This is a genomic window from Nocardia sp. NBC_01009 (assembly GCF_045208035.1).
Taxonomy (GTDB): domain Bacteria; phylum Actinomycetota; class Actinomycetes; order Mycobacteriales; family Mycobacteriaceae; genus Nocardia.
Genome location: NZ_CP108695.1, coordinates 2,408,737 through 2,427,222, shown reverse-complemented (window position 1 = coordinate 2,427,222; position 18,486 = coordinate 2,408,737). Strand labels below are relative to the sequence as shown.

Annotated in this window: 18 protein-coding genes; 9 read left to right on the top strand and 9 right to left on the bottom strand. The window is 67.6% G+C overall.

What is annotated here, in order from left to right:
• Positions 1–302: 302 nt before the first annotated feature.
• From OHA42_RS10705 to OHA42_RS10690, 4 genes are all read right to left on the bottom strand, one after another.
• Complete coding sequence (locus tag OHA42_RS10705; protein ID WP_406239273.1) at positions 303–1,484, bottom strand: PLP-dependent aminotransferase family protein; 1,182 nt, start codon at positions 1,482–1,484, stop codon at positions 303–305.
• Positions 1,485–1,575: 91 nt separating this feature from the next.
• Positions 1,576–2,661, bottom strand: coding sequence for a hypothetical protein (locus OHA42_RS10700; RefSeq protein ID WP_406236607.1), 1,086 nt, complete (start codon positions 2,659–2,661; stop codon positions 1,576–1,578).
• Between the two features lie 73 nt (positions 2,662–2,734).
• Entirely contained in the window at positions 2,735–3,733 is a 999-nt protein-coding gene (locus OHA42_RS10695; protein WP_406236606.1) for a hypothetical protein, read from the bottom strand.
• A 326-nt stretch (positions 3,734–4,059) separates the two neighbouring features.
• Positions 4,060–5,460 (bottom strand): NAD(P)H-quinone dehydrogenase, encoded by a 1,401-nt coding sequence (locus OHA42_RS10690; RefSeq protein WP_406236605.1) that lies wholly within the window; start codon positions 5,458–5,460, stop codon positions 4,060–4,062.
• 169 nt (positions 5,461–5,629) lie between these two features.
• Here OHA42_RS10690 and OHA42_RS10685 point away from each other — a divergent pair, with 169 nt between their 5' ends.
• Entirely contained in the window at positions 5,630–6,106 is a 477-nt protein-coding gene (locus tag OHA42_RS10685) for a gamma-glutamylcyclotransferase (RefSeq protein WP_328409628.1), read from the top strand.
• Positions 6,107–6,185: 79 nt separating this feature from the next.
• Here OHA42_RS10685 and OHA42_RS10680 read toward each other — a convergent pair whose 3' ends face one another.
• From OHA42_RS10680 to OHA42_RS10670, 3 genes are all read right to left on the bottom strand, one after another.
• Complete coding sequence (locus OHA42_RS10680) at positions 6,186–7,346, bottom strand: M20 family metallopeptidase (RefSeq protein ID WP_406239271.1); 1,161 nt, start codon at positions 7,344–7,346, stop codon at positions 6,186–6,188.
• 95 nt (positions 7,347–7,441) lie between these two features.
• Positions 7,442–8,623, bottom strand: coding sequence for a M20 family metallopeptidase (locus OHA42_RS10675; protein ID WP_406236604.1), 1,182 nt, complete (start codon positions 8,621–8,623; stop codon positions 7,442–7,444).
• A 137-nt stretch (positions 8,624–8,760) separates the two neighbouring features.
• Positions 8,761–9,465: an enoyl-CoA hydratase/isomerase family protein gene (locus OHA42_RS10670; RefSeq protein WP_406236603.1), complete on the bottom strand. Its 705-nt coding sequence runs from the start codon at positions 9,463–9,465 to the stop codon at positions 8,761–8,763.
• A 366-nt stretch (positions 9,466–9,831) separates the two neighbouring features.
• On the opposite strand from OHA42_RS10670, the gene OHA42_RS10665 reads away from it, so the two are divergent.
• Entirely contained in the window at positions 9,832–10,611 is a 780-nt protein-coding gene (locus OHA42_RS10665; protein ID WP_406236602.1) for a purine-nucleoside phosphorylase, read from the top strand.
• Positions 10,612–12,114: a phospho-sugar mutase gene (locus tag OHA42_RS10660; RefSeq protein WP_406236601.1), complete on the top strand. Its 1,503-nt coding sequence runs from the start codon at positions 10,612–10,614 to the stop codon at positions 12,112–12,114.
• 25 nt (positions 12,115–12,139) lie between these two features.
• Here OHA42_RS10660 and upp read toward each other — a convergent pair whose 3' ends face one another.
• Positions 12,140–12,763, bottom strand: a complete 624-nt coding sequence (gene upp / locus OHA42_RS10655) for a uracil phosphoribosyltransferase (protein WP_406236600.1) — start codon at positions 12,761–12,763, stop codon at positions 12,140–12,142.
• A 149-nt stretch (positions 12,764–12,912) separates the two neighbouring features.
• Between upp and OHA42_RS10650 the strand changes: the two genes are divergently transcribed.
• From OHA42_RS10650 to OHA42_RS10625, 6 genes are all read left to right on the top strand, one after another.
• Entirely contained in the window at positions 12,913–13,236 is a 324-nt protein-coding gene (locus OHA42_RS10650) for a hypothetical protein (RefSeq protein ID WP_406236599.1), read from the top strand.
• 4 nt (positions 13,237–13,240) lie between these two features.
• A complete protein-coding gene (locus tag OHA42_RS10645; RefSeq protein ID WP_406236598.1) occupies positions 13,241–14,389 on the top strand; it encodes an NlpC/P60 family protein in 1,149 nt (382 codons plus the stop codon).
• Positions 14,390–14,462: 73 nt separating this feature from the next.
• Positions 14,463–14,813, top strand: coding sequence for a hypothetical protein (locus OHA42_RS10640; RefSeq protein WP_328409612.1), 351 nt, complete (start codon positions 14,463–14,465; stop codon positions 14,811–14,813).
• 67 nt (positions 14,814–14,880) lie between these two features.
• Positions 14,881–15,228 (top strand): YbaB/EbfC family nucleoid-associated protein, encoded by a 348-nt coding sequence (locus OHA42_RS10635; protein WP_406236597.1) that lies wholly within the window; start codon positions 14,881–14,883, stop codon positions 15,226–15,228.
• Between the two features lie 26 nt (positions 15,229–15,254).
• Positions 15,255–16,517, top strand: coding sequence for a primosomal protein (locus tag OHA42_RS10630; protein WP_406236596.1), 1,263 nt, complete (start codon positions 15,255–15,257; stop codon positions 16,515–16,517).
• Positions 16,514–17,176, top strand: a complete 663-nt coding sequence (locus tag OHA42_RS10625) for a hypothetical protein (protein ID WP_406236595.1) — start codon at positions 16,514–16,516, stop codon at positions 17,174–17,176. Before OHA42_RS10630 ends, OHA42_RS10625 begins: the two co-directional genes overlap by 4 nt.
• Positions 17,177–17,232: 56 nt before the next feature.
• On the opposite strand, the gene OHA42_RS10620 is transcribed toward OHA42_RS10625, so the two are convergent.
• The gene (locus OHA42_RS10620) at positions 17,233–18,330 is read right to left on the bottom strand and encodes an adenosine deaminase (RefSeq protein WP_379058370.1); all 1,098 of its coding nucleotides are present in this window, start codon (positions 18,328–18,330) and stop codon (positions 17,233–17,235) included.
• Positions 18,331–18,486: the final 156 nt, after the last annotated feature.

Below are 18,486 nucleotides of genomic sequence, written 5' to 3'. Positions count from 1 at the left end.
TGATTCGCGCTGATCGTGGACTAGAACTCGGACAGCGGCAGAGCAGCGGGTTGGCACCATGTCGTCACCGGCTGGCAGGGCGGCGGTGGCGGTGGCGGACAGTCGGTTGTCACCGGCTGACAAGGACCCGCCGTGGCAATGCTCGGCGCAAGAAACACCAGGCCGCCGGCAATCAGCGCACCCGTAATGAATTTCGCGATCATGAATCCCTCCCTTTGAGATCAAATACGGACGCTACCGCTGCGGTTCACTCCACAGCAAGAGGATCGATCAGCTTGGCAGTCCGAAAGATGATGTGGCAGTCACTGATTCGCGACAGCACGCGCCAAGCGGTCGATAGCCTCGGTCAGCGTCGTGGCATCCGAGGTGGTGAAGCACATGCGCATCGAGTTGCGGTAGCCGCCGTCGACGGCGAAGGCGGAGCCAGGGACGTAGGCGACACCTTCGGCCAGTGCGCGCGGGAGGAGCGCCTGGGTGTCGGTGTCGTCGGTGAAGTCGGCCCAGACGAACATGCCACCGGTCGCGTCGGTGCAGACGATCCGATCACCGAAGCGGTTGCGCACCGCGTGCACCAGAGCCTTGGCTCGGGCGCCGTAGGCGGTGCGGACGTTGTCGACATGGGCGGAAAGCCAGGTCTCGTCGGCGAGCAGCTCCGCGGCGATCTGCTGGGTGAGTGCCGAACCACACAGGTCCGCCCCCTGTTTCAGCAGTTCCACCCCGCGGCAGACCTGGTCCGGTGCCACCATCCAGCCGACGCGCAGGCTGGGCGAGAGGATCTTCGAAGCGCTGGAGAGCCGAATCACGTTGCTCGAGTATGTGGCAACCGGTTCGGGGGCGGGGCTGTCGAACCACAACTCGCCATATGGATCGTCCTCGATCACCCAGAAGCCGTGCGCATCGGCCAGCTCCGCCAGTTCGCGACGACGCTGACGGCTCATCGTCACCCCGCCGGGATTGTGGAAGTTGCTGACGGTGTGCACGAGTGCGGGACGTTCGCCGCGCCTGAGCAGCTCCGCGAGCACGTCGACCCGCATACCCTCGGCATCCAGCGGCACCGCGATGATCCGCGCCCCAGCGGCCCGGAACACTTGTAGCGCACCGACATACGCCGGATCCTCGACGATTACCAGTGCGCCGGGATCCAGCAGTACCTCGGCAAGCAGCGACAGCGCCTGTTGCGAGCCGTGGGTGACGAACACCTCGTCGATCGGGACGACACGGCCGAGCCGGGCCGACTCACGCTCGGCGAGTACGGCGCGCAGCGGCGCCCAGCCGGGCGATTCGGTGTACTGCAGGCAGCTGGTGCCGCTCAGCGCTGTGTCCGCGGCGGCGGCGATCCGCTCGCGTGGCATCAGCGCAGCATCGGGCAGGCCGCCCGCCAGGCCGATCACGTCGGCCCGGGTGGTGAGCTTCAGCAGATCGCGGATCGCTGAGCTCTGCAGACTGCCGAGCTTGCCTGCGAGCGGTGGGATAGTCGGCGGCATGCGCACCTCCGGGGACACCATGGACACGTGACCCAACTGTCCCAGATCAATTACCAGAATATGAAACTGTTTCCCATATGATGGGAACTCATCAACGTTCCCGGACCGCGAAGATCAACTTCTTGCCGTCCCGGTCGACCGTGCTGACCGTTTGCGGGTACACAATGGTCGTGCCGTTGGCACGGTGCTCGGTCAGGTCCACATCGTAGGTGTCCGGGGCGGTCTCGGCGATCCGGACGCAATGCGTGGTGCCCACCGGGATCTCCTCGTTGATGGCCTTCTGCAGGATTTCCGCGGGCGACAAGTACTCCGCATCCGGCGCGAGGTAGCTGCGGGCCCGCTCTCCACTACGCTCGACGTAGTACGCGTACTGGAAGCCGAGAATCGCGCCTGCGCCGCTATTGGTATCACCGGCACCATTGCCGACGGTCACCTTGCCGTCCTTGCTTGCCGGGCAGCTCAATGCGGCTGTCGGCGTAACAGGCGGCGGCGCCGCGGACCCGCCGCCGCTATCGCGGTTCACCGCAATGATGGTCGCCACCAACGCGCCCACGACCGCCGCCGCGGCGACCGAGCCGAGCGCGATCCAGCGGCCGCGCGAACCCTTCTTCTGCCGATTCGTGGTGAACACCGGGGTCGGGATGGCGCTGGGAGCCAGGCGCTTGGCAATGGGATCGTCCGACCACGACAGGCCGGGCTCCGAAGCCGGCGGTGGCGTCGGGACACCGCCGCCGTCGGCGGGCTGATTCCACCACGTATCGCGTTCGACACCGGGCGGCGCCGCCGGTGGACCGGGAGTGGTGAGATCTTCGTCCGCATCGACCGGAGGCTGCGGCGCCCGCTGATCCGGCGGCACGGGCGGCGGCGCATCGGGGAAGACCGTGGTGTCGGGCGCTCGATACTGCGCGGGCGGGGGCGGCATCGCCGGCGGTTCGTCCGCCGGACGCCAGATCAGCTCGGGATGATCGGTCGCGGGCTCCGACCACTGCGGCGGTTGACCACTCGTCGGCGGACCGAAATCGTCCACGGGCGGACCGAAGTCGCCCATGGGAGGGCCGAATTCGCCGACCGGCGGCCCGAATTCCGATACCGGCTGGCCGAAGTCGCCCATCGGTGGACCGAATTCCGACCTGGGCTGGCCGGATTCTCTGCCCTTCGTATCGTCCTCGGAACCCACACCAAATCCTTTCCCCAGGACACACGTGTGGGGCGGTCGCGAACGACCGCCCCACCCGTCGAATCAGCTCGTGTCAGTACTGGAGCGAGCCACCCCACTGAGTCGTGACACCAGCAATGTTGACCGTCTGCGGAAGCAGTTCACCCGGCTGCACCGGAAGTTTAACCTGCGCTGCCGCCTCGAGGGCAGCCGCGCCACCGGGCTGTGCCGCGATCCAGTGCTCGACGGCCGCCTTCGCCTTGTTCAGCTCGGTGGTGTCGAGAACGACGGTGTTCTTGTTGTCGGCCAGGCCCTCGCCACCGGTGTAGCTGGTGAGCTTGATGGTGTTGGCATCGACGTACTCGACCGACACACCGGCCTCGCCCGCACCGGTCGGGGTGTGGTAGCCGACGGTGCCGACATAGCCCGCCGCGTTGTTGAAGTGGTGGGTGTTGGCCGCGAAGCCGGGCAGCGCGCCACCACCGTCGATGTTCGCGCCGAGCTCCGCGTGCGGACCGGTCATCTCGACGACCGGAGCTGCGGGCGCGGCCTGCAGACGCGGCGCCTGCCAGCGCGGCGGCTGCTGCACCAGGGTCTGCGATTCGGGCTGTGCCGCCTCGACATTCGCCTCGCTGCCCGGTGCGGCGCCGGGGGTGCCCGGCTGGGTCGCACCCGGCTGGACCGGCTTCGCGTCGGTGCCGGCGGGATCCGGCACGACAGCAGGCTGAGCGGGCGGCTGCTGACCGGGAACCGGCAGCGGCGCAACCCGCGGGCTGGTCACACCCGGCTGGGTCGGTGCGGCGAGCTTCGGATCCTTCGGATTCGGCATCACCTGGTTGGGGTCCGGCGTGGTGACACCCGGCTGGCTCGGCGTCGGCTTGGACTCCGGCTTACCGGGTTCCGGCTTGGTCTCCGGCTTGTTCGGCTCCGGCTTGGTGGTTTCCGGCCCCTGGTCCGCAGGCGCATCGGTGCCCGGCTGTGCCGGTGCAGGTGTGGTCGGTGTGGTCGGCTCATTGGGAACTGCCCCCGCCGGCGCCGCGAAGAGAGTGGCCACAGCGGCCGCAGTGGCCAGCGGCAACGATGTACTCGCCATCGCTCGCTGCGCCCGACTCGGCTTACGATGTTTCACTTTTCGCAAATCCCTTTCCCGGGTGCGACCGAACCGACCGCACTCAGTTGTCTCCGGTGAGACGCACGGCCGCCGAACGGCTTCAGGGCCGTTCGCCGTATCCCGTTTGGAAAGGAGCAAGCCCCCCATACAGAAAACCTCGCGACCGCCCGCCGATCGCATCTCTGCGGGAAGTGAACCACATGTAAGCCGCACTGGCAATGCAATGAAATATGCCCAACGCCAGGAACACTCACGCAGCCGCGATCAGCGCTCCCCACCTCGACCGATCCGGGGCCGATGACCGGCTGTCAGTCCAAGTCGTCGTGGCGCATCAACAGGCGGGCGGCTTCGGTAACAGAGCCGGTCAGGGACGGGTACACCGAGAAGGTCTGGGCGAGATCATTGACGGTCAAATTGTTCTGCACCGCAAGGGCAATCGGCAGAATGAGCTCCGAAGCGATGGGGGCCACCACCACGCCGCCGATGACCACGCCGGTCGCGGGCCTGCAGAAGATCTTGACGAAACCTCGTCGCAAACCCGACATCTTGGCGCGCGGGTTGGTGTTCAGGGGCAGCATCACCGTGCGGGCGGGCGTCTCACCATTGTCGATGGCGGTCTGGCTCACGCCGACCGTCGCGATTTCCGGGCGCGTGAACACCGCGGAAGCCACAGTCTTCAAGCGAATCGGGCTCACGCCCTCACCCAGTGCGTGATACATCGCGATGCGACCCTGCATCGCGGCCACCGAGGCCAGCGGCAGCAGGCCGGTGCAGTCACCCGCGGCATAGATGCCGGGCACCGAGGTACGCGACACCCGATCCACCCGCAGATAACCGCGGTCGAGCTCGATGCCGACCCGCTCCAGACCGAGATCATCGGTATTGGGCGTCGAACCAACGGTCATCAGCGCATGGGTGCCGGTGACGGTCCTGCCGTCGGACAGCTTGACCACGATGCCGTCGGCGGTGCGCTCCACCGCGTCGGCGCGCGCGTGCTTGACCAGCTCGACGCCGCGCTCGGCGAGCGCGTCCTCCAGCACCAGCGCGGCGTCCGCGTCCTCGCCGGGCAGCACCCGGTCGCGGCTGGACACCAGCTTCACATGCACACCCATTTCGGTGTACGCGGAGACGAATTCGGCGCCTGTGACACCGGAACCGACCACGACCAGCGTCTCCGGCAGCTCCTGCAGGTCGTAGAGCTGACGCCAGTTCAGGATGCGCTCACCGTCCGGCTCGGCGCCGGGCAACACGCGCGGGCTCGCACCGGTGGCGATCAACACCACCTCGGCCTCGACGATCCGCTCCTCACCGCTGTCGAGATTCGCGCGCACCTGATGCGCGGCGAGACCGGTCGCGGCATCGATCAGCTGCCCACGTCCGGCGAGCACCGTCACCCCGACGGTCTGCAGCTTCGACCGAATATCCGAAGACTGTGCGAGCGCAAGTGCTTTCACACGGGCGTTCACCTCGGGCAGCTGGATGGTCGCCTGGCTCGGATCCAGGGTGATGCCCAGGTCACGGGCGCGCCGCAGGTCGGTGCGCACGCCGGTCGATGCGATGAAGGTCTTCGAGGGCACACAGTCCCACAGCACGCACGCGCCGCCGATGCCATCGGAATCGATCAGGGTCACCGATGCGCCGTGCTGCGCCGCAACCAGCGCCGCTTCGTAGCCGGCCGGCCCGCCACCGATGATCGCTATGCGGGTCATGGATACCTCCGCTCGAGCAGTTCGACCGGGATCTCCGGCACCTCGGACAACGTTAGCTGGGGCAGTTTGCCGCTGCTACGCGTGGTTGCGGCCGTAGTGGCGGCGCGCACAACACGGACATCTGCCGGGATGGAGTCGATGTGCGGCGGTTATTGGATACCCTTTGCTGGTGCCGATCTACGCCGCCTACGGGTCGAACATGGACTCGTCTCAGATGCTCGAGCGCTGTCCGCACTCCCCCATGTCCGGTACGGGCTGGTTGGAGGGCTGGCGTCTGACCTTCAGTGGCGACGACATCGGCTGGGAGGGGCCGCTGGCCACCGTCGTCGAAGAGCCGGGGTCCCGGGTCTTCGTCGTGCTCTACGACGTCTCACCGGAGGACGAGCAGCGGCTGGACCGTTGGGAGGGCTCCGACTTCGGAATCCATCGCAAGGTCCGGCTACGCGTCTCGCCGAATCCGGGCAGTGGCGCCCAGCCGATCCTCGCCTGGCTGTACGTGCTCGACGCCTACGAGGGCGGCCTGCCCTCCGCGCGCTACATCGGCGTGATCGCGGACGCGGCCGAGAAGGCCGGCGCGCCCGAGGACTACGTGCATTCCTTGCGCACCCGCAACAGCCGCAATGTCGGTCCCGGCAATTTCGGCTGACCCGACGCTCTCTCCGACAAAAGCAGCTGCGGCCGGACCCATTGGTCCGGCCGCAGCTGTCTGCGCAATGTTCGGTCGCTCAGCCCGCTTGCAGCACGATGTTGCTCAGCACGCGGACTCCGACCGCAAGCGCCCGCTCGTCGAGGTCGAACGTCGGCTGGTGCAGGTCGAGCTGTTCGCCGTGACCCGACCAGACGCCGAGCCGCGCCATCGCGCCGGGCACTTCCTCCAGATACCAGGAGAAGTCCTCACCGCCACCGGACTGCATGGTGTCGGCGAGCGCGTCCGGACCGATCTGGCGGATCGCGTCCTCGAACATCCGCGTCGACTGCTCGTCGTTGACCACCGGTGGCACGCCACGCTTGTAGTTCAGCTGGTACCGCACGCCGGTCGGGGCGAGCAGGCCGTCCACGATCTCGCGCACCATCGGCTCCAGCAGCGACCAGGTCGCGTGGTCGCCGGTGCGAACGGTGCCGGTGAGCATGCCGGTCTGCGGAATCGCGTTGGGCGCCTTGCCCGCGCTGACCGCGCCCCACACCATGACGGTGCTGGTGCGTGGATCGATGCGACGGCTCAGCAGCCCGGGCAACCCGGTGATCACGGTGCCGATCGCATAGACCAGATCACTGGTCAGATGCGGACGCGACGTGTGGCCGCCCGGCGAATCGAGCACCAGCTCGATCGTGTCGGCAGCCGAGGTGATCGCCCCGACGCGGATTCCGATACGTCCGACTTCCAGCCGCGGATCGCAGTGCAGCGCGAAGATCCGCTCCACACCCTCCATCGCGCCGGTGGCCACCACGTCGATCGCGCCGCCCGGCATAACCTCCTCGGCGGGCTGAAACACCAGCCGCACGCCCTGCGGCAGATCGGCGTCGGCGAGCGCGAGCGCGGTGCCGAGCAGAATCGTGGTGTGCGCGTCGTGCCCACAGGCATGCGACACGCCCGGCACGGTGGAGGCGAAGCTGAGCCCGGTGAACTCCTGTAGCGGGAGTGCGTCCATATCGGCGCGCAATCCGATCCGCGGTCCATCCGGTCCGATGTCACAGATGAGCCCGGTGCCGCCCGGAAGCCGTCGGGGCGAAAGCCCAGCCTTCGTCAGCCACGCCGAGAGGAACTCGGTGGTGGCGAACTCGGTACGAGAAAGCTCCGGGTTGGCGTGGATATGCCTGCGCCATTGGACGAGGTCGACCGTGTGCTCGGCCAACCATGCCTCGACCGCTTCCTGCCCGGTTCGCACGGTGTCCGACGATGCGGCGCTCGCCGAACTCTCCGTGGTTGCCGGGGCCACCGCTTGCGGGCCCGACGCCGGGGCCGCCAAACGGCTGGTATTGCTCACCGGATGTCCTCCTGTCGTTGAACGAGCCGTTGCAACAACCTGTCTCTATCTACATCATCGCGAGCGACGGCAATAGCGGTACGCGCGAGCGCTAGTGCGCCGTCGGTGACCGCACGATCCGCCGAGGCGTTGATACTCGCCGCGGCGAAGCCGGGCTGATGTGTCACCGCCCCACCGGCGTCTATGCCGATGACCGGATGGATGCCCGGAATGACGTTGGTGACGTTGCCCATGTCCGTACTCCCGAGCGGTCGCTGCGCCTCGAGCTCCGGTGCGATCGGCACCCGGCCCAATTCGACGATCTGCTCGCGATAGGCAAACAGTAATCCCGGATCGGGAGTTAGCTCGGTATATGTCGGCGCAACCGTCCGTATTTCGTGCGTGCAGCCGGTCGCCAGAGCGCCCGCCTCGAAACAATCCGCTGCTCGTTGCATCAAATTGTCGAGAGATGCGGAGTCGGCTGCACGTAGGTAATACAGCAATTCCGCACGTCCGGGCACAATGTTGGGGGCTACGCCACCGTCGCTGACTATACCGTGCAGTTGCTGACCAGGCAGAAGATGCTGCCTCAGCAACCCGAGAGCTACCTGCGCGACCGTCACCGCATCACCGGCGTTGCGACCCAGTTCCGGCGCGGCGCTCGCGTGCGCCTCGCGCCCGTGGAAGGTCACCGACAGATCCGCAAGGGCCAGCGAGCGCGCGCCGACGATGTCGAACGGGCCGGGGTGCACCATCATCGCCATCGCGATGTCGTCGAAGACGCCGCGTTGCAGCATCAGCACCTTGCCGCCGCCACTCTCCTCGGCGGGCGTCCCGAATACCACGACGGTGATCCCGAGCGCATCGGCGACCTCGGCGAGACCGATCGCAGCGCCGACCGCCGACGCCGCAATGATGTTGTGTCCGCAGGCGTGTCCGATCTCCGGTAGCGCGTCGTATTCAGCGCAGATGCCGATCGTCAGCTCGCCGCTGCCGTAGGTGGCACGGAAGGCGGTCGGCAGGTCGGCAACGCCGGTCTCGATCTCGAAGCCGCGCTCGGCAAGCGGCGCGATGGTCTTGGCGGCGCTTCTGGTTTCCTCGAACGCCAGCTCCGGTTCGGCATGGATCGCGTGCGACAGACCGATCAGCTCGGCGGCCGCGGCATGGATCGAAGCATCCGCCGCCTCGACCGCACCCATCCGCCCAGCGTGGTGGTCGCTGCGCGGTTCAGGGAGCCCGCTGCGCGGTGGTGGCATGGAACACAGTGTCGCACTGCGCCGGTTATAGGGCGCAGGCCACGTCAGTCCGATTGCTCACATCAGGGCGTGATCACGGGTTATCCGGCGGCGAATGCCAGATTCTCCGGGGTGGTCGGGGTGGCGAGGCCGGCAAGCGCCTTGGCGTGCAGTGCACGCTTGATCACCGGCAGGTTCGGTTTGCGGTTGCCCGCCAGTTCCGCGGCCCGCGCGATGGCAGCCCCCAGCAACGCCTCGGCGTCGGCCTTGTCGTCGACGATGCCCGCGGCGATCGCCTGATCCGCCGAGTAGCGGTGGCCAGTGGTCATGGCCTGCAAGGCGACCTGGTTGGAAAGCCGCTCGGTGAGCAGTGCGTTCATGCCGACGGTGAACGGCATCCCGAGGTGCACCTCGGGCAGGCAGTAGAAGCCGCGATCGGCGCGCATCACGCGGAAGTCGTGCGAGGTGGCGAGCATCGCACCCGCACCGAAGGCGTGACCGTTGATCGCGGCCACCGTCGGCATCGGGAAGGCGAGCAGCCGGGTGTAGAGCGAGTGCACACGGTCGAGGTAGCCGTGGATCGTGTCCAGATTGCCGAACAACCAGTCGGTGTCGAGACCGTTGCTGTAGAACTTCCCGGTCGCGGTGGTCACCAGCGCGGCAGGCCCCTCGGACGCTTCGACCTCGTCGAGCAGGCCGTGGAATTCGTCGATCCAATCAGGATGGAAGCGGTTCTCGCTATTGGTCTGCCCCTCGTTCCCGAGGTAGACCACGAACACATCTCCTTCACGTGACAGATACGCCATGCGTGCAGCGTATCGGGTGCGGAGCACCACCCCTACTCGCGGGTAGCTTGCGCAGGCGGGGTGCGTGGACACCCCCACAGCGCCCAGTTGCGAGCATCACATGAGCCCCCTCGGCGGAGCCGCTGCACAAGCGAAGCTCGCGGCCCGCCCAGGTACCGAAGCGGTGCCCAATGTCGCGAGCCTCCCCACCAAAGCACCCACCAAGGAGCGAGTCTTACGAGCGACCGTTCGCGGCCGGCTCGCGTCCGAGTGGCCGAAGCGCATGCGACGAAGTCGCGAGTCTCGGCCGCTCGGACGCGAGCCTTCGGGGCCGCGAACACGCAGCGCCGCAGGCGCTGCAAATCAAACCCAGCTATCGTGACTTTCATGCTTGCCGAACAGGCCGCCGAGGCGATCGCCGAACGTACGGGAGTCAAGCGTCACCGGGTTGCGGTGGTGCTGGGGTCGGGCTGGCAGGAGGCGGCCGCCGAGATCGGGGCGGCGACTGCGTCGGTGCCGATGCCGGAGCTGCCGGGGTTCGGGACGCCGAGTGCGCAGGGGCATGTCGGCATGGTTCATTCCGTTGCGGTCGGCGAGACGCCGGTGCTGCTGTTGATGGGCCGCCAGCATCTGTACGAGGGCTATCAGCCTGCTGAGGTCGTGCATCCGGTGACCGCGGCCATTGCCGCCGGTGCGGAGACGGTGGTGTTGACGAATGCAGCCGGCGGCATCCGTGACGGATTGCGTGTCGGTGAGCCCGTGCTGATCGGCGACCATCTGAATCTGACCGGTCGCACGCCGCTGACCGGTGCGACCTTCGTCGATCTCGTGGATGCTTGGGATCCCGAATTGCGTGCGCTGGCAAGGGAAATCGACCCAAGTCTAACCGAGGGTGTGTATGCGGGACTGACCGGGCCGCAGTACGAGACGCCCGCCGAGATTCGGATGTTGCGCACGATCGGCGCGGATCTGGTCGGCATGTCGACGGTGCTCGAGGCCATCGCTTGCCGCGCGCTCGGTGCACGGGTGCTCGGCATCTCGCTGGTCACCAATCTGGCCGCCGGTGTCACGGGTGCGCACCTTTCGCATGCCGAGGTGCTCGCCGAAGGGCATGCGGCCGCGCCGCGCCTCGGCAAGCTGCTGCGTGGCGTGCTGGAACGGCTGTAGATGCTGCGCTTCGGCACGGCCGGGCTGCGCGGGCCATTGCAGGATGGGCCCGATGGCATGAATCCGACGACCGTCAGCAGGGCGACGGCCGGTCTCACCGCGTGGTTGCGCGACCGTTGTCTCGGTGGCGGTGCGGTGGTGGTCGGTCGCGATGCCCGTCACGGCTCGGCCGAATTCGCGATCGCGACGGCGGAGATCTTTGCCGCCGCCGGCTTTCCGGTGACGCTGCTGCCGCGCCCACTGCCGACGCCGGTCGTCGCATACGCGGTTCGGGAACTGGGAGCCGTTGCCGGAGTGCAGATCACCGCATCGCACAACCCGGCGACCGACAACGGCTACAAGGTGTATCTGGGCGGTGGCTCGCAACTGATCGCCCCGGCCGACACCGAGATCGAACGCTGCATCGAGGCGGTCACCGAACCGATTGCCAGGACCTCGGTCACCCCCGCCGATGACGATCTTGTGCGCCGATACCTCGACCGGGTGGCCCAGTTGCCGACACTCATCGGCGGTCCCGGTGAGCGCTCCGATATCCGGATCGTGCTGACCCCGTTGCACGGTGTCGGCGGCGATACCGCGGTGAAAGCCTTGGCGGACGCCGGATTTGCCCACGTGCACGTCGTCGGCGAACAATTCGCGCCCGACGCCGACTTCCCCACCGTCGCGTTCCCGAACCCCGAAGAGCCGGGCGCCACCGACCTTTTGCTCGCCACCGCCGAGCGGATCGGCGCGGACATCGCCATTGCCCTCGACCCGGATGCCGACCGCTGTGCCGTCGGTATCCCCGATGGCAGCGGCGGCTGGCGCATGCTGCGTGGCGACGAAACCGGCGTGCTGCTAGGGGATTACGTGCTGCGCACCGCACCGCCGGACTCGCTGGTGGCCACCACCATTGTCTCCTCGCGACTACTGTCGAAGCTCGCCGCCGCCCGCGGCGCACGCTATGCGGAAACCCTGACCGGCTTCAAGTGGTTGGCCCGAGCAGGAGACGGCCTGGTCTACGCCTACGAAGAGGCCATCGGCCATTGTGTCGACCCGGCCACGGTGCGGGACAAGGACGGGATCTCCGCGGCCGTCCTCGCCGTCGACCTGGCCGCCCGATTGAAGGCCGTCGGCCGTACCTTGGCCGACGAACTCGACGACTACGCGCTCGAATTCGGCGTACACGCGGTCGATCAGGTGTCGCTGCGCCTTCCCGACGCGGCCGCAGCCGCCGCCGTCGTCGACCGCTTACGCGCCGCCCCGCCCGGCGAGATCGCGGGCGACCCGATGGAACACACCGACCTGCTACAGGCCCGCGGCCGAATGCGTACCGACGCAGTGATCTTCGAGAGCGCTACCGCACGCATCGTCGTCCGCCCCTCCGGCACCGAGCCCAAACTCAAGTGCTACCTCGAAGTAGTCCACCCCGCCCCCACCCGCCAAACCTTGCCCGCCGCCAAAACCGCCGCAGCCCACCACCTCTCCACCCTCCGCACCTTCTGCGAACAGCTCGCCCACTAGCTTCACGCGCCTGCGATGGTGAGCGTCAGCGCGGGCCGAATTGGCGGTCGCCGGCGTCGCCGAGGCCGGGCACGATGTAGGCGTCGGCGTTCAGGCCTGCGTCTACGGCGGCGGTGACGAGACGGACCGGGAACCCTGAATCTTCCAGTGCGGCAACACCTTCAGGTGCAGCCACGACGCAGACCGCGGTGATGTCTGTGGCGCCGCGCGCGGCGAGCAACCCCAGGGTGTGGCACATCGAGCCGCCGGTGGCCAGCATCGGGTCGAGCACGTAGACCGGGAGCTCGGAGAGGTCCTCCGGTAACGACTCCATGTAGGGGACGGGCTGGTGGGTCTGTTCGTCGCGGGCGATGCCGACGAAGCCGACCCTGGCATCCGGAATCAGTTCGGCGGCCGCGTCGATCATGCCGAGGCCCGCGCGCAGGACCGGCACCAGCAGTGGCGGTTTCGCCAAGCGCACGCCCTCGACCGGCGCCACCGGGGTGGCCACCTCGAATCGGACGACGGGGGCTTCGCGCAGCGCCTCGTAGATCAGGATTCCGGTGAGATCGCGCAGTGCGGCGCGGAAGGCCGGGTTGGCCGTCCTGGCATCGCGCATCGTGGTCAGCAGGGCGGCGGCGAGTGGGTGGTCCACGGTGTGCATGTGCATGAGTGAACGATAAGGTTGGCAACGAGTTCGACGTCGAACCTCCGGCGGGGAAATTTTTTCGATGGGGCTGGAACCGATCCGGAAGGCAGCGCGTCGAACTAGGTGGATGACGTACTCTGCCTGGGAAGAAAACAGATGGGGGAAGCACTATGCGAAAGATGTCGGCCGACACCGAGGGCATCGCAGCCTATGGTGCGTCCGCCCACACCATGGCCGCGGAGATGGCGACGGCCAGTGCGGGCGCGGCGGGCGCCGATCCCGCCTTACTAGGTCCCATCATGGGCTTGATCGGCGGTGATTTCATGGCCGCCTACACCGCTGCCCATGCCGGGCATGTCGCGGCGATCGGCCAACTGTCGGCCGTGCTGATGACCGTGGGTGGGGCCGCGACCGGCGCTGCTGTCGTCCTCGGCGAAACCGACCAGACCAATGCCGCCGCGATCGACAGCGCGGATTCCGGACTGGGCGAGTGACCCGATGATCGATATCAGCGTGCTGGCCAAGCCACTGCTCGACCTGCTTTCCAGCTTCGGCTCGGGAGTCCTGCCCACCGACGGCCCCTCCGGTCAGCTGCAGTCCACCTCGAGCATCATCGACCAGATCCACGCGTTCGGCCGCAACAGCATCAACAGCATGAACGAGGCCTGGGATGGTCGGGCTGCCGATTCCGCCACCGCGAAGGCGTTGCGTGTGCAGACCTCCGCCGCGACCATCTCCGATCGCGGCAACGACATGGCCACGGTGGTCGATCAGGCTGCCGCCCAGGTCGAGACCGGGCAGAAGGAACTGAGCGCAATCGTCGAGTCGTTCGTGAACACGGCGTCCGCTCTCGGTCCGACCATCGCGACGCCGGAAGGTCTCGCGGTGCTCGTCGGCTCCGCGATCGACCATCTCGGCCAGGGCTTGAACGTGGTCGGGCGGGTGCGCAGCGAACTCGACACCCAGACCGCGAGCATGACCGAATTGACCCCGCCACCGTCGACGGCACCCGCGACGCTGCCCGCCGGTCTGGCAGGCGGTGCGAGTGCGCTGGCCAGCGGTGCGGGTTCGGGAGCGCAGCAACTGCTCTCGACGCTGACCAGTGTCGGCGGTTCCGCGGGCAGCATGCTCACCAGCATGGCGACCCCGTCGATGTCCGGCTCGACACCATCCAAATCCGGCTCGTCGCCCAGCACACCTGGCCAGCAGAAACCCAACAGTGGTTCGGCGGGCCAGACGCCGGACGGCAAGGGTGTGAAGGTCACGCTGCCGGACGGCAGCGTCGTCGAGGCACCGAACGAGCAGGCCGCGCAGGCGGTTCGCTCCGCGCTCGGCGCCGTCGGCACGCCATATGTGTGGGGCGGCACCAGCCCGGGCGGCGGGCTGGACTGCAGCGGGCTCACCCAATACGCATACGGCGAGGCAGGCGTCGAGCTGCCCCGGCTTGCCCAAGAACAGGGCAACGGGCACATGGGGGTCTCCCCCGGTGACCTCATGCCCGGCGACCTGGCCGTGTGGGACGGCCATGTCGCCATGGTGATCGGCAACGGGCAGTTCGTCGAGGCGGGTGACCCGGTCCAGATCAGCTCGATTCGAACGGAGAACATAGGCATGGACTTCTACGGCTTCTACAGGCCGACCACATGAGTGAGCGCAGCGAGCAAATCAACGACACAGCGCCATCGGGCATGACGGAGACGATCGCCGGCGAGGCGCAGTCATGACCGAACCGAAGCCCCCGGCCGTCCCCAATGTCACGGTGGCGGCGAGCACCAACCGGTCCGGCACCATCTCGGTGCGCGCCACCGATCAGGGCATGCCGGTGGAGATCAAGTTCGAGCGCAGCGAATACCGTTACGGCGCACAGACTCTGGCGGACGAAATCCTGCGGCTGACGAAGCGCTCCACCGTCGCTGCCCGCGCCCGCAGGCGCGAAGTACTCGCCGAGGCCGGCCTGCCCGCCGACATTCTGGACCGGCTCAACCTGCCGACCCGCCAGGCTGCGGTGGACGAACTGGACCGGATCGATGACGCCGACACAGGACCCACGAGCTGGATGAGGCCGGTATGAGTGAGCGAAGCATCGACACCGTCGCTCCTGCGATCATGACGGAGCCGAGCGCCGGGGAGGCTCAGTCATGAGCGCGGAGATGGATGCTCTCGTCGCCAACGCGACGCAGAAGTTGGAGGCATTGGAGGCCGCGCTCTATGGCCTCAAGCAGGTGCGCGGCCGGTTTCGCACCGAGGACGGCGCGGTCAGCGCCGAGGTCGACAGCGATGGCGCGCTGGTCGCGCTGACCCTGTCGGAATCGGTCACCACGCTGCCTCCCGCCGAGGTCGGCCAGCTCATTGTCTGGGCCTGTAAGCAGGCCGCGGAGGACGCGGGCACCCAGCGCTCGAAGGTCGTTGCGACACTGAACGAGTCGTTTGTCCCGGCCGCCGAGGGGGCTCCGGGAACAATTGGGGGCGGGCCGGATAGTGCCTGACGCGGAAGGTCGATAGGCTTCCGCTCATGGCTTCTGGAGACATCGTCCCGATCGAGCTCGGCCTGACCGACGGCGATCTCGTCACCCTGTGGGCACCGCGCTGGCGCGATGGTGACGACGAGTGGGAGGCGTTCCTCGGACACGAGGACTCCCTCTACGGTTTCGAAACCGTCGCGGAGCTGGCCGCCTTTATCCGGACCAACTCCGACAACGACCTCATCGACCATCCGTCGTGGAAGGTCGTCGCCGGTCTTTCTGCGGTGGAGCTGGAGCCGGAGGAGAACTTCACCTTCGATCTGGTCGCGGTGCCGGAGCTGGCCGCGGGCGATCCCGATGTCGATACCATCGCGGAGCTGGAAGACACCCTCGCCATGGTCCGCAACATCGGCGAGGTGTGCGAACTGGAGACGGTGACCAAGTTCTTCGGTTCGCACCCCGTCCTCGGCGCGCTGCCGGGTGGGGTGAGCGCCTTCGTCGGACGCGACGGCGAAGACCTGTGGGATCAGATCGGCGCCGCCATCGCCAAGGGCTGGGACGACGTCCTCGATGCCATCGACTCCGTGGTGCAGACCCCGGATGTCGACCCCGAGGCCGTCGCTGTCGCGGAGGCGGAGCTGCTCGCCGCCGAGGAGAACGTCGTCGACGCCGACGACGCGGCCGACAGCGAGGAAGAGGAAGAGTTCGAAACCGTCGACCTCGATGCGGACGACGAAGACGAAGAGGACGACGAGGAAGAGGACGAGTCGTTCTGGCACGAGGTCGGCATCGACCCGGTCAAGATCATCACCGCCGACGGCAACTACTTCACGCTGCGCTGTTACCTCGACGACGAGCCGATCTTCCTCGGCAAGAACGGCTCGATCACCGTCTTCGGCTCCGAGCGGGCGCTGGCTCGCTACCTGGCCGATGACCACGAGCACGATCTGTCGCGGGTGAGCACCTACACCGATGTGCAGACCGCCGCCGTCGACGGCTCGCTCGAGGTCGAGGTCACCGACGAGAATGTCTACGTGCTGCCCGGCCTGGCCGACGATCTGGCCGAGGGCCCGGAGGCGGTCGATGTCGAGCAGCTCGATCTCGCGGTCGAACTGTTCACCGACGCCGCCGACTATGCCGACGACGACACCGTGGAGCAGGCACTCGCCCAGTCCAACCCGCTCGGCTGGTACGTCTCCTACCTGCTGAACCCGGACCCCAACCGGATGGCTCCCAACCCACCGTTCACCGCCGAAGCCCAGAGCTGGCGGGAGCTGGAGCGCAACTTCGAGAGTCGGCTCGCACCGCAGTGACTGTTCGAACGCTCCAAATTCCCGCTCGATTCAACGGCCCGCCCGGCTCCGGCAACGGCGGCTATGTGGGTGGGCTGCTTGCCGCGCAGCGCGACGATGCCGCGGTGACGGTGATCCTGCGCAGCCCGCCGCCGTTGGACACGGCGCTGCAGATGCGTGCGGGCCGGTTGTACGACGGCGACACCCTGCTCGCCGAATCGCGAGCGGGTGAGTTCGAACGGGACGCCCCGCAGCGCGTGTCGTTCGACGACGCCGAGGCCGCCGCCAGCTCCTACCAGAGCAACGAACTGTTCGCGCACTGCTTCGTCTGCGGCAGCGCTCGCACCGATGGCCTGCGGATTCAGGCGGGCGTTGTCGGCGACAGATTGGTCGCCGCACCATGGGTTCCCGACGATTCGCTGCCGCTGGAGACCGCCGTGCTGTGGGCCGCGATGGACTGCCCGGGCGGCTGGTCGCTGCCGGGGATGTTCGAGCGGCCCGCGGTGCTCGGCTCGATGACCGCCACCGTGCACGCGCTGCCCGAGGTCGGCGAGCGGTGTGTGGCCGTCGGCGAGAATCACGGCGAACAGGGCCGCAAGTCCTTCGCTTCGACGGCCGTGTACGGCGCCGACGATCGACTACTCGGCCGGGCCGAGCAGATCTGGATCCGCCTCAACTGAGCGGGACCGCACGCACCCGGCAAGCCGGACACGCGCGAAAGCCCTTGCCGCCATGGCTATCCGAGCAAAACTGCGTAACCCGGCTTGATGATGTCGTCGATGATGCGCAGACGTTCCGGGAACGGGATGAAGGCCGACTTCATGGCGTTGATGGTGAAACGTTCCAGGTCGCTCCAGCCGTAGCCGAAGGTGTCGACCAGCTTCGCCATCTCCTTGCTCATGCTGGTGTCGCTCATCAGCCGGTTGTCGGTGTTGACGGTGACGCGGAAACGCAGTCGGGCAAGCAGGTCGAAGGGATGCTTGTCCAGCGAGGGAACCGCACCGGTCTGCACGTTCGACGACGGACACAGCTCGAGCGGAATCCGCATATCGCGCACATAGTTTGCGACCAGGCCGAGGCTGGCGTCCTCGATCGCGCCCGGCACAGCGATGTCGTCGGTGATCCGCACGCCGTGGCCGAGCCGGTCGCAACCACAGAAGGCGAGGGCCTCGTGGATCGAGGGCAGACCGAAGGCCTCACCCGCGTGAATGGTGAAGTGCGCACTGTTGGCGCGCATGTATTCGAAAGCATCGAGATGTCTGCTCGGCGGGAAACCCGCCTCCGCGCCCGCGATATCGAAACCGCCGACGCCACGATCACGGAAACGCACGGTGAGCTCGGCGATCTCCCGCGAGCGCGCCGCGTGCCGCATGGCGGTGAGCAGGCAGACCACCACGATCGGGCGGCCCTCCGCCGCGGCCGCCGCCTCGCCCTCGCGGAAGCCGGCCAGGGTGTGCTCGACCACCTCGTCCAGGGTCAGGCCGCGCTCCAGGTGCTGTTCGGGCGCGAAGCGCACCTCGGCGTACACCACGCCGTCGGCGGCCAGGTCTTCCGCGCATTCGCGAGCGACCCGGCGCAAACCCTCCGGTGTCTGCATCACCGCGACGGTGTGGGCGAAGGTTTCCAGATAGAGCTCCAACGAACCGCTGTCGGCCGCGTCGCGGAACCACGCGGCCAGCGCCGTCTCGTCGGAGGCGGGTAGGTCGTCGTAACCGCAATCGGCGGCGAGCTCCAGAACCGTCGCGGGTCGCAGGCCACCGTCGAGGTGGTCGTGCAGCAGCGCTTTGGGAGCTTGGCGGATCGAGGCAAGGGTCAAAGGCATCGGTCCTGTCATGACCACACGTTAGCTGCATGTCACCGCTGCGGCAGCCCACTTGGTGCGCGTCATCACTTGTGATTGCCCTCTCGGGCGCGCCGCGTCGAGACGTCGACCTCATCCGAATTGCTCGAGTGGCCGTTCGCCACCGGATGCGGTATTCGGGGCCACGCA

Bases quoted from the DNA above. Each gene is read 5' to 3' on its own strand.
- OHA42_RS10705 (WP_406239273.1), bottom strand. From the start codon at position 1,484: ATGCCGCCGACTATCCCACCGCTCGCAGGCAAGCTCGGCAGTCTGCAG.
- OHA42_RS10695 (WP_406236606.1), bottom strand. From the start codon at position 3,733: ATGGCGAGTACATCGTTGCCGCTGGCCACTGCGGCCGCTGTGGCCACT.
- OHA42_RS10690 (WP_406236605.1), bottom strand. From the start codon at position 5,460: ATGACCCGCATAGCGATCATCGGTGGCGGGCCGGCCGGCTACGAAGCG.
- OHA42_RS10675 (WP_406236604.1), bottom strand. From the start codon at position 8,623: ATGGGTGCGGTCGAGGCGGCGGATGCTTCGATCCATGCCGCGGCCGCC.
- OHA42_RS10670 (WP_406236603.1), bottom strand. From the start codon at position 9,465: ATGGCGTATCTGTCACGTGAAGGAGATGTGTTCGTGGTCTACCTCGGG.
- OHA42_RS10665 (WP_406236602.1), top strand. From the start codon at position 9,832: ATGCTTGCCGAACAGGCCGCCGAGGCGATCGCCGAACGTACGGGAGTC.
- OHA42_RS10660 (WP_406236601.1), top strand. From the start codon at position 10,612: ATGCTGCGCTTCGGCACGGCCGGGCTGCGCGGGCCATTGCAGGATGGG.
- upp (WP_406236600.1), bottom strand. From the start codon at position 12,763: ATGCACATGCACACCGTGGACCACCCACTCGCCGCCGCCCTGCTGACC.
- OHA42_RS10650 (WP_406236599.1), top strand. From the start codon at position 12,913: ATGCGAAAGATGTCGGCCGACACCGAGGGCATCGCAGCCTATGGTGCG.
- OHA42_RS10645 (WP_406236598.1), top strand. From the start codon at position 13,241: ATGATCGATATCAGCGTGCTGGCCAAGCCACTGCTCGACCTGCTTTCC.
- OHA42_RS10640 (WP_328409612.1), top strand. From the start codon at position 14,463: ATGACCGAACCGAAGCCCCCGGCCGTCCCCAATGTCACGGTGGCGGCG.
- OHA42_RS10635 (WP_406236597.1), top strand. From the start codon at position 14,881: ATGAGCGCGGAGATGGATGCTCTCGTCGCCAACGCGACGCAGAAGTTG.
- OHA42_RS10630 (WP_406236596.1), top strand. From the start codon at position 15,255: ATGGCTTCTGGAGACATCGTCCCGATCGAGCTCGGCCTGACCGACGGC.
- OHA42_RS10620 (WP_379058370.1), bottom strand. From the start codon at position 18,330: ATGACAGGACCGATGCCTTTGACCCTTGCCTCGATCCGCCAAGCTCCC.